This is a genomic window from Deinococcota bacterium, from assembly GCA_030858465.1.
GTDB lineage: Bacteria > Deinococcota > Deinococci > Deinococcales > Trueperaceae > JALZLY01.
In genome coordinates this window covers 1-8574 of the sequence record JALZLY010000125.1, presented here as the reverse complement: position 1 = coordinate 8574, position 8574 = coordinate 1, and the positions used below count along the sequence as shown (strand labels likewise).

6 protein-coding genes are annotated in these 8574 nt (G+C 66.9%); 5 read left to right on the top strand and 1 reads right to left on the bottom strand.

What is annotated here, in order from left to right; all coding sequences use genetic code 11:
- The 5 genes from M3498_05960 to guaD all read left to right on the top strand — a co-directional run.
- Positions 1-771, top strand: a 771-nt coding sequence (locus tag M3498_05960; GenBank protein ID MDQ3458827.1) for an Fn3-like domain-containing protein, incomplete at its 5' end; no start/stop codon positions are given.
- A gap of 418 nt (positions 772-1189) precedes the next feature.
- Entirely contained in the window at positions 1190-2296 is a 1107-nt protein-coding gene (ugpC, locus tag M3498_05955) for a sn-glycerol-3-phosphate ABC transporter ATP-binding protein UgpC (GenBank protein ID MDQ3458826.1), read from the top strand.
- Between the two features lie 182 nt (positions 2297-2478).
- Positions 2479-3060, top strand: a complete 582-nt coding sequence (locus M3498_05950; GenBank protein ID MDQ3458825.1) for a hypothetical protein — start codon at positions 2479-2481, stop codon at positions 3058-3060.
- 8 nt (positions 3061-3068) lie between these two features.
- Positions 3069-4976: an ABC-F family ATP-binding cassette domain-containing protein gene (locus tag M3498_05945; GenBank protein ID MDQ3458824.1), complete on the top strand. Its 1908-nt coding sequence runs from the start codon at positions 3069-3071 to the stop codon at positions 4974-4976.
- On the top strand, positions 4977-6281 hold the full coding sequence (gene guaD, locus M3498_05940) for a guanine deaminase (GenBank protein MDQ3458823.1): 1305 nt from the start codon (positions 4977-4979) through the stop codon (positions 6279-6281).
- Between the two features lie 53 nt (positions 6282-6334).
- Here guaD and M3498_05935 read toward each other — a convergent pair.
- Positions 6335-8574: LysM peptidoglycan-binding domain-containing protein (locus M3498_05935; protein MDQ3458822.1), on the bottom strand; the 2240-nt coding region annotated here is incomplete at its 5' end.

The following is an 8574-nucleotide window of genomic DNA, read 5'->3' as shown; positions in this document are numbered from 1 at the left end:
AGCGAGAGCGGCCCCTTCAGCACCACGATGACGCTCCACAACAGCGGCGACAGCGCCGTGACCTACACCCCCTCGAACGCCGCCAACAGCGTCGCTACGGCCGGCAACCCCTACGCGCCTACCTACTGGATTTCTGGTGCGGGTGTGAGCTTCAGCAACAGCACGGTGACGGTGCCCGAGGGCGGCAGCGCCACGGTCAGCGTGACCATCACCGCCAACCCTGGCCTGCCCGACAAGGCCGTCTACGGCGGCTACCTGGTCTTCACCCCCGACGACGTCGGCCAGACCGTGCGCGTCCCCTACTCGGGCTTCAAGGGCGACTACCAGTCGATCACCGTGCTCGAGCCCACCCCCAACGGCTTCCCCTGGCTCGCCAAGCTCGACGGCAACACCTACCGCAGGCAAGAGGCTGGCGCCACCTTCACCATGAAGGACGGCGATATTGCCCACGTCCTCGCCCACTTCAGGCACTTCGCGCGCGTCGTCAAGATGGAGATCGTGCCGCTCAGGCAGACAAACGGGAACCTTGACCTGACCACGTTTAAGACTGAGTACTTCGGTCGCAACTCCACCCCCAACGGCTTCTTCGCCTTCGCCTGGGACGGTACGGCGGTCAATACCAGAGCTAGGGCTCGCGACGACGTGCGTGTCCGAGTTCCCGAAGGCGACTATCAGCTCAAGTTCTCGGTGCTGAAAGCCCTGGGCGACGCCAACAACCCCGCCCACTGGGAAACCTGGACCTCGCCGGTCATCACCGTCGAGCGTCCCTAAATAACCCAGGGGCAGTCCCAGATGGGCAGCGCCAACCGTTGAGCTGAACCTGTAAAAGACAAGCACAAAGAGGAGGCCTCGAGCTCGAGGCCTCCTCTTTGCTTTTTGGTCAGGGCTGGAGCAACCAATTCCTTAAATTCTCCCAGCGGTGTTCGCGTTTGTTCTGCCAGGTTAGGCACCCAGTGCCTGGGCCTAGTGGCCCTGACCTACAGGTTAGGCACCCAGTGCCTGGGCCTAGTGGCCCTGACCTATGGCGGGGATTGGGAATGCGGGTCAGGTACGGTAGCGGACTTGGGATGGTGAGGGTCGGTAGCCTAGCTGAGCACCTGTTTGGCTTGGCTCGGCGCGCTATCTGTGCTAGACTTCAGTGGATAAGCAATTGGAGAAGCGATGAGGCGAGTTCAAGGGAGGATTGCTGGTGGCTGAGGTTATTCTCGATCAGGTCTACAAGCGTTTCGGCAATATCGATGCGGTCAAGGACTTCAATCTGCACGTCGCGGACGAGGAGTTCATGGTCTTCGTCGGGCCTTCGGGCTGCGGCAAGACCACCACCTTGCGCATGATCGCGGGTCTCGAGGAGATCTCCGACGGCACCCTGAGAATCGGCGACCGGGTGGTCAACGACGTGCCGCCCAAGGACCGCGACATCGCCATGGTCTTTCAGAACTACGCCCTCTACCCCCACATGAACGTCTACCAGAACATGTCCTTCGGCCTGCGGCTGCGCCGCACCGCCAAGAGTGAGATCGACAGGCGCGTGCGCGAGGCCGCCAAGATCTTGCAGATCGAACACCTTTTGGACCGCCGCCCGCGCGAGCTTTCGGGCGGGCAGCGCCAGCGGGTGGCGCTCGGCCGGGCCATCGTCCGCGAGCCCAAGGTCTTCTTGATGGACGAGCCGCTCTCGAACCTCGACGCCAAGCTGCGCGTCGAGATGCGCGCCTCGATCACCAAGCTGCACCGCCGCCTGGGCGTCACCACCGTCTACGTGACCCACGACCAGGTCGAGGCGATGACCATGGGCACGCGCATCGTGGTGATGCGCGACGGCCTCATCCAGCAGGTCGATACCCCCATCAACCTCTATGAGAAGCCGGTCAACAAGTTCGTCGGTGGCTTTATGGGCTCGCCGGCCATGAACTTCCTCGTCGGCACGGTCGAGAACGGCCGCATCAAGGGCCCGAGCTTCAACGTCGCCGCGGACACCGAGCTCACCCAGAAGCTGCAGCGGCACAACGGCCAGAAGGTGCATATGGGCATCCGTCCCGAGAGCCTGGGGCTGCGCGGACAGACCAGCATCGCCGAGAAGGGCGAGGGCGACAACGCCATCCGCGTGCAGGTCGAAGTCGTCGAGCCGCTCGGCGCCGAGACCCACGTCCTCGCTTCGGTCGGCGGCGATCAGACCCTCGTCGCCCGCATCGACGCCCACGCCGACGTCAAGATGGGCGACCAGATCGACCTCCTGGCCGACATCAACAAGATCCAGGCCTTCGACCTCGAGACGGAGCGAAACATCCGCTACGAGTAGGTTCGCACTCCCTTCATCCGGCCCGGCTGTCTACGTTTTGGCAGGCCGGGCTCCTTCTTTCTGCGCGCCCTTGAGTCTCTGTTAACGAGACACTTTTAATCGTCTTACAGTCAAACGCTCGCTATGGGGCGTGTTATACTGTCAACTGCGGCAGAATCAATAGTCATGAATGAGGAGGGTAAATGGATCCTTTGTCCGTAGCAACGGCGTTCGCGACTGTTGTCAGTTTGATCGGACAGTTCCGTGCTGAACGCGGTGACTCCAGACAAGCAGATTTCAACGAGTTCATGGCGTGGTTGGTCAAAACTAACCATGAAGAAGTAAAGGAACTACTTGAGAGCAACGCCCAGACTACAGATGGGATTAAGGATCTGCTTGGTGAGCAGCACGAAGCGCTGATGGGGAAACTAGAGGTGCTGGATAATACCTTGGCATCTTACGCGAGCGGCATACCTGGATTCTCTAATTTGACTAGAGGACTCAAAGCAGAAGCTGTGCTCTCGCACCAGGCGTTAAGCATCCTGAAGCAATTGGAGTTGTCAGGTGCTAGCAAACTTATTGAAATCCGAACCTTTGATGGAACGTTGCTTATCTATCTTGATACGAGTGGAGAAGTAGAAATAGACGATCCTCGTTTTTTGGAGGATGACTTAAGGACCCTTGTAGAAGTGGGTCTGCTTCGACATGAATACAACTCCGAGGGTAACAATCTATATATCTTCACCCGCGCCGCATCCCAGTTGCTGCGGTCGGCGGATTCATAGCAGACTCTATGCTGCTCGCGGCCCTGCACCAAGTCGACAAGTTCTACGGCGACCAAGTCGTCCTGGAAGGTACCACGCTCGAGCTGCGCCGCGGCGACCGCGTGGCCTTGATCGGCCGCAACGGCTCGGGCAAGACCACCCTCTTGCGCCTGTTGATGGGGCAGGAGGCGCCCGACGGCGGCCACGTATTCCTGCGCGAGGACGCGCAGATGGCGATGCTCGAGCAGGACCCCACTTTTGCGCCGGGGGAGCGGGTCGCGGACATCGCCGAGCGGGCCTTCGCCGAGTTGGCGGTGATGGAGGAAGGGCTGGGCGGGCTCGAGCGCGAGGGCCTCGACCAGCCCGAGGTCTACGAGGCCTGGGAAGCCCTGCACGAGCGCTTCGAGCGCCGCGGCGGCTACGAGCGGCGGGCGCGGCGGGACGCCGTCCTCTACGCCTTGGGCTTTCGCGGCCGCGAGGAGGAGCCGGCCGCGCAGCTCTCGGGCGGCGAGAAGACCCGGCTCGGGCTGGCGCGCCTGCTGATGATGCAGCCCGAGGTCTTGCTGCTCGACGAGCCGACCAACCACTTGGACATCGAGATGCGCGAGTGGCTCGAGGCTTATTTGGGCCGCTACGGAGGCGCCGCCCTCATCGTCTCGCACGACCGGGCCTTTCTGGACGCGGCCTGTGACGGCACTGCCGAGGTCTCGCGCGGGGTCTTGCGCGCTTACGGCGGCAACCCGAGCGCCTACTGGGCCTACCGCGCCGAGCAGGCGCGCGTCGAGGACGCCACCCGCGCCAACGAGGCCAGGGAACACGACCGGCTCGAGACGATGACCGAGCGGATGCACCGCTGGGCGGGCCAGAACGCCAAGCTGCACCGCCGTGCCAAGGCGATGCAAAAGCGCGTGGACCGTTTCTCGGCGGGGATGCTGGCGGGGGCCGAGGCGGCGGAGAAGTCGGTGCGCTTTCGCTTTCCCTGCGAGCCCAGCGCCGAGCTCGTCTTGCAGGCGCAACACCTGAGCAAGGCTTTCGACGGCGAGGCGCTCTTTAGCAGCGTCAACCTGACCGTGCGGGCGGGGCAGAGGATCGCGCTCGTCGGGCCCAACGGCGCGGGCAAGTCCACCTTTTTCAGGGTGCTCCTGGGCGAAGAGCCCAGTGACGACCCGGCCGCGGCCCTGCACTACGGCGTGCGGGTGCGGGTCGGCTACTACGACCAGGAGCTGCGCGGCGTCGATCCGGGGAGCACCCTGAGCGAAGAGCTCATCCGCATGGTCGGCGACAAGGAGGCGCACAACCTGCTCGGGCGCTTTCTCTTTCCCTACGACGCTCAGTTCAAGCGCGTCGCCGACCTTTCCGGCGGCGAGCGGGCGCGTTTGGCGCTCTTAAAGCTCACCCTGGGCGAGTACAACTTCCTGGTGCTCGACGAGCCGACCAACCACTTGGATCTCGAGATGATCACCGCGCTCGAGGCGGCGCTGCTGGACTTTGCGGGCACCCTGCTCATCGTCTCGCACGACCGCCGCTTTATAGGGGCCACCACCGACCTCGTCTGGGAAATCAGGGGCGGCACCTTCACCGCCTATGAGGGCGACTGGGACTTTTACCAGCGCAGGCGCAAGGCCGCCCTGCAAGAAGACAGGCAAGAAGACAAGCAGGAGACACCCAAACCCAAGGCGAATGCGTCCCAGGAGAAGAGGGGGCCGTCGAAGTGGCAGCTCGAGCGCGACTTGGGAGGTCTCGAGGCCGAGGTCGCCGAGCTCGAGGCCCGGCTCGCCGAGGTGAGCGCGGGGCTGAGCCGGCCGCAGGAGCTGAGCGCCGAGGCCATCACCGCCCTGTCCTTGGACCACGCCCGCCTGGAGGCCGAGCTGCTAGGGGCGATGGCGGCCTGGGAGAGGGCGAGCGAGGCGCTCTTGGAGAGCGAGGCGGCCTCCTAAGTGGCGAGAGCACCGCGGCTCCTGCGCGCCACCATGATGCACACGCCGAGGAATCCCTTTCAGGAGGAGGGGGCGCTCGAGGTCTTCGAGGACGGCGCGCTCCTCGTCAAGGGCGGCCGCGTCGCGGCGCTCGGCGACTACGACGCCGTGAGCCGCGAGCATCCCGAGGTAGCCGTCACCGACCTGCGTCCCGGCATCCTCCTGCCCGGCTTCGTCGATACCCACGTCCACTACCCGCAGGTCTACAGCCTGGGCGCGATGGGCCTGCCGCTGCTAAGCTGGCTGCGTGAGCGCATCCTGCCCGCCGAGCTCGCCTTCGCCGAGCCGGCCTTCGCGCGGCAGGCCGCCGCGGACTTTATCCTTTCGCTCCTCATGAACGGCACCACCAGCGCGCTCGTCTTCGGCGTTCACGTGGTCGCAGCACAGGGCGCCCTCTTCGAGGCGGCCGAGCGGCGCGGCCTGCGCGTGATCAGCGGCCTCATCACCTCCGACCGCAACCTGCTGAGCGAGATGCACCGCAGCCCCGCGGAGGCGCAGCGCGACAGCCGGGCGCTCATCGCGCGCTGGCATGGCCGCGGAAGGCTGCGCTACGCGCTCACCCCGCGCTTCGCCATCAGCTCCTCGCCGAGGATGCTCGCGGCTTTGGGCGAGCTGCTCGAGGAGACCCCTGACCTCTACGTGCAGACCCACCTCAACGAGACGATTGAGGAGATTGCCTTCGTCAGGGAACTCTTTCCGGAGGCGAGGGATTATCTGAGCGTCTACCAGGCTCACGGCCTGCTCGGTAGGCGCTCGGTCTTCGCCCACAACCTGCACGCCACGGGGAGCGAGCTCGCGCGGCTCGCGGACCACGAAAGTTCGGTCGCGCACTGCCCGAGCAGCAACTTCTTTCTGGGCAGCGGCCTGTTCGGGCTGCGGGCGCACCTGAGGCGCGGCGTCAAGGTGGCCCTGGGCTCGGACGTGGGCGCGGGCACCGGCTTCAGCCTCTTCAAGGAAGGCCTCCAGGCCTACCAGGGACAGATGCTTCAGGAGGGCTACCCGCTCGGCCCCGACAGGCTGCTCTACCTGGTCACCGCGGCGGGCGCGGCGGCTCTCGATCTCGAGGGCGAAATCGGCGACCTGCGCGTAGGCAAGGCCGCCGATCTGGTGCTCGTCCGGGCGCCGCAGGGGAGCACGCTCGAGCGCGCGCTGGCGCACGCCCAGAGTGCGAGAGAAGCTCTGGGCGTACTCTTCACCCTGGCCCGCGAGGAGAGCGTGGCACGCGTCTACATAGCGGGCGAGCCGGCCTACAGCCGGGACGGCTGAGCCGTCCAAAGCCCGTCTCGCTCCGAGTCTCGCTCCAACAAAGAGAGCCTCGCCTACTGCGGGATGATGAGAACCATCCCCGGATAGATGAGGTTGGGGTTCTCGATGAGGAACGAATTGGCCTCGAGGATATCCGGCCAGCGACCCGCGCGGCGGTAGAAGAAGCTCGAGATGGTGGTGAGGGTGTCGCCGGGTTGCACCGTGTAGATGCCGCGGGCGCCCGTCAGGCGGGCGACCTCGGACTGCGCCTCCTCGAGCTCGAGCCGGGCCTGCGCGAGATCAGCCTGGGTCGCCTCGCCCTCCTCGAGCAGGCCCTCATAGGCGACGTTGAGATCCGAGGCGCGCGACTGCGCCTGGGTGAGATCGAGGGCGGTGCGGTCCAAGCGCTCGGCCAGGGTCGAGCGCTCGCCGACCAGCATCTCCTGCCGGCCCTCGACCTCGGTCAGCCGGACGCGCAGGTCCGCCCGCTCCGCCAGCAGGCGCTCGACCTCGCTCTGCAGACTGCTGCTTTCGCCCCGGGCGGCGACGAGCCGCGATTCGAGGGTGGCGACCTCCTCCTGGGTCGCCGCCAATGTCCCCTCGAGTTCGGCCTGGCGCGTTCTGGCCGCCTGCCGCTCGCGCCCCAGCGCCGCTGCCTGAGCGTCGCGTTCCTCTCGGGCGTCCGCGAGCGCGGTGTGCAGGGTCGCCGCCTCCTCGCCGAGTCGCGCGGCCTCCGTCTCGAGCTCGCCCAGCGCGCTCCGGCTCGTCTCGAGCTCGCGTTCCAGAGCGCTCGCCCTCCCCTCGAGAGCCACACCTTCCTCTCGCGCGCCGGCCACGGCCGCGTCGCGCTCGGCCTCGAGGGCGCCGGCGCGCGCTTCGGCCCCTTCGAGCGCTGCTTGGCGGGTGGCGAGTTCACGTTCGGCCTCGTCCAGGCTGGCGCCCTGCTCGGCCACGCTCTCCTGTAGCGCCACCAGGCGGCTCTGGCGCTCGGCCAAGTCTTGCTCGAGGCGTTCGGCCTCGCTCCGCGCCGCTTCGAGCGCGCTTTGGCTGCCGGCCAGCTCGCCTTCAAGCTGCGCGCGCTGCGCCTCGGCCGTGTCGCGGCTGATGGTCAGGGCGGCCCGCGCCAGAGCGAGTTCACCCTCGAGCACCCCGACCTCCGCCTCGCGGGCTTCACGCTCCTCCCGGCCGCGTTCCTGGGCGGCGTCGCGCTCGCGGGCGAGCGCGTCACGTGTTTCTTCAAGCTGAGTCAGCTCGCCCGTCAGCGCCTCCTCGCGCGCCTGGGCCTGCGTCCGCGCCGCTGCCAGCTCAGCTTCGAGCGCCTCGACGTTCTCGCTGAGCCTGTCTCTCTCCGCTCCAAACTCGGCTGTGACCGCCTCGAGCTCGCCTTGGGTCGTTGCCAAGTCCTCCTCGAGGCGGTCGGTTTCGCCGCGAGCCGCCTCGAGCGCGCCGCGGCTGTCCGCCAGCTCGCCCTCGAGTACGTCACGCGTCTCCTCGCGCGCGGAGGCCTCTTCCTGGGCGCGTTGAAGGCTCGCCTGGGCCATGTCGCGTTCCTGCTGGGCGCGCTCCAGCTCAGCCTCACGGGCCGCCAACTGCGCCTGCAAGCTGTCGTGCGCCTGCCGGGCCTCTCCTAGCGCCGCCGCGAGCTGCGCGCGCTGCGCCGCGGCGGTGTCGCGGCTGATGGCGAGGGCGGCCTGCACGGCCTGACCCGCTACGGCGCTCTCCTCGAGCGTCTCCACCTCGGCCGTGAGCGCGGCACTCTCCTGCTGCGCCGCCGCGAACTCCTCGCTCAGCTCGGCATGTTGGCGCTCGAGCGCGGCCTGCGCCTCGGCGCGCGCCTCAAGCGCCTCTTCGCGGCTCGCCAACTCCGCCGCCAGCGCTTCCGCGCGTGCCTCAGCCTCCTCGCGCGCCGTGCCTTGCGCCTGAGTCTCCTCTTGAGCCGTATCGCGTTCGCCTTCGAGCCTCGCCAGCTCGGCCGCCAGCGCCTCCTCGCGCGCCTGGGCTTGTGCTTGGGTCTCGGCCAGCTCGGCCTCGAGCGCCTCGACGTTGTCACCGAGCCTGTCTCTTTCGGTTGCAAACTCGGCTGTGGCCGCCTCGAGCTCGCCTTGGGTCGTTGTCAAGTCCTCCTCGAGGCGGTCGGTTTCGCCGCGGGCCGCCTCGAGCGCGCTGCGGCTGTCCGCCAGCTCACCCTCGAGCTCGTCCGCGCGCGCGGCTTGGGTCTCACCCTCGGCCGACGCGGCCTCGAGAGCCTCTTGCGTTTCGCTCAAGTCCGCCGCCAACCGGTCGCGGTCGGCCTGGGCCGCCGAGCGCTCGAAGG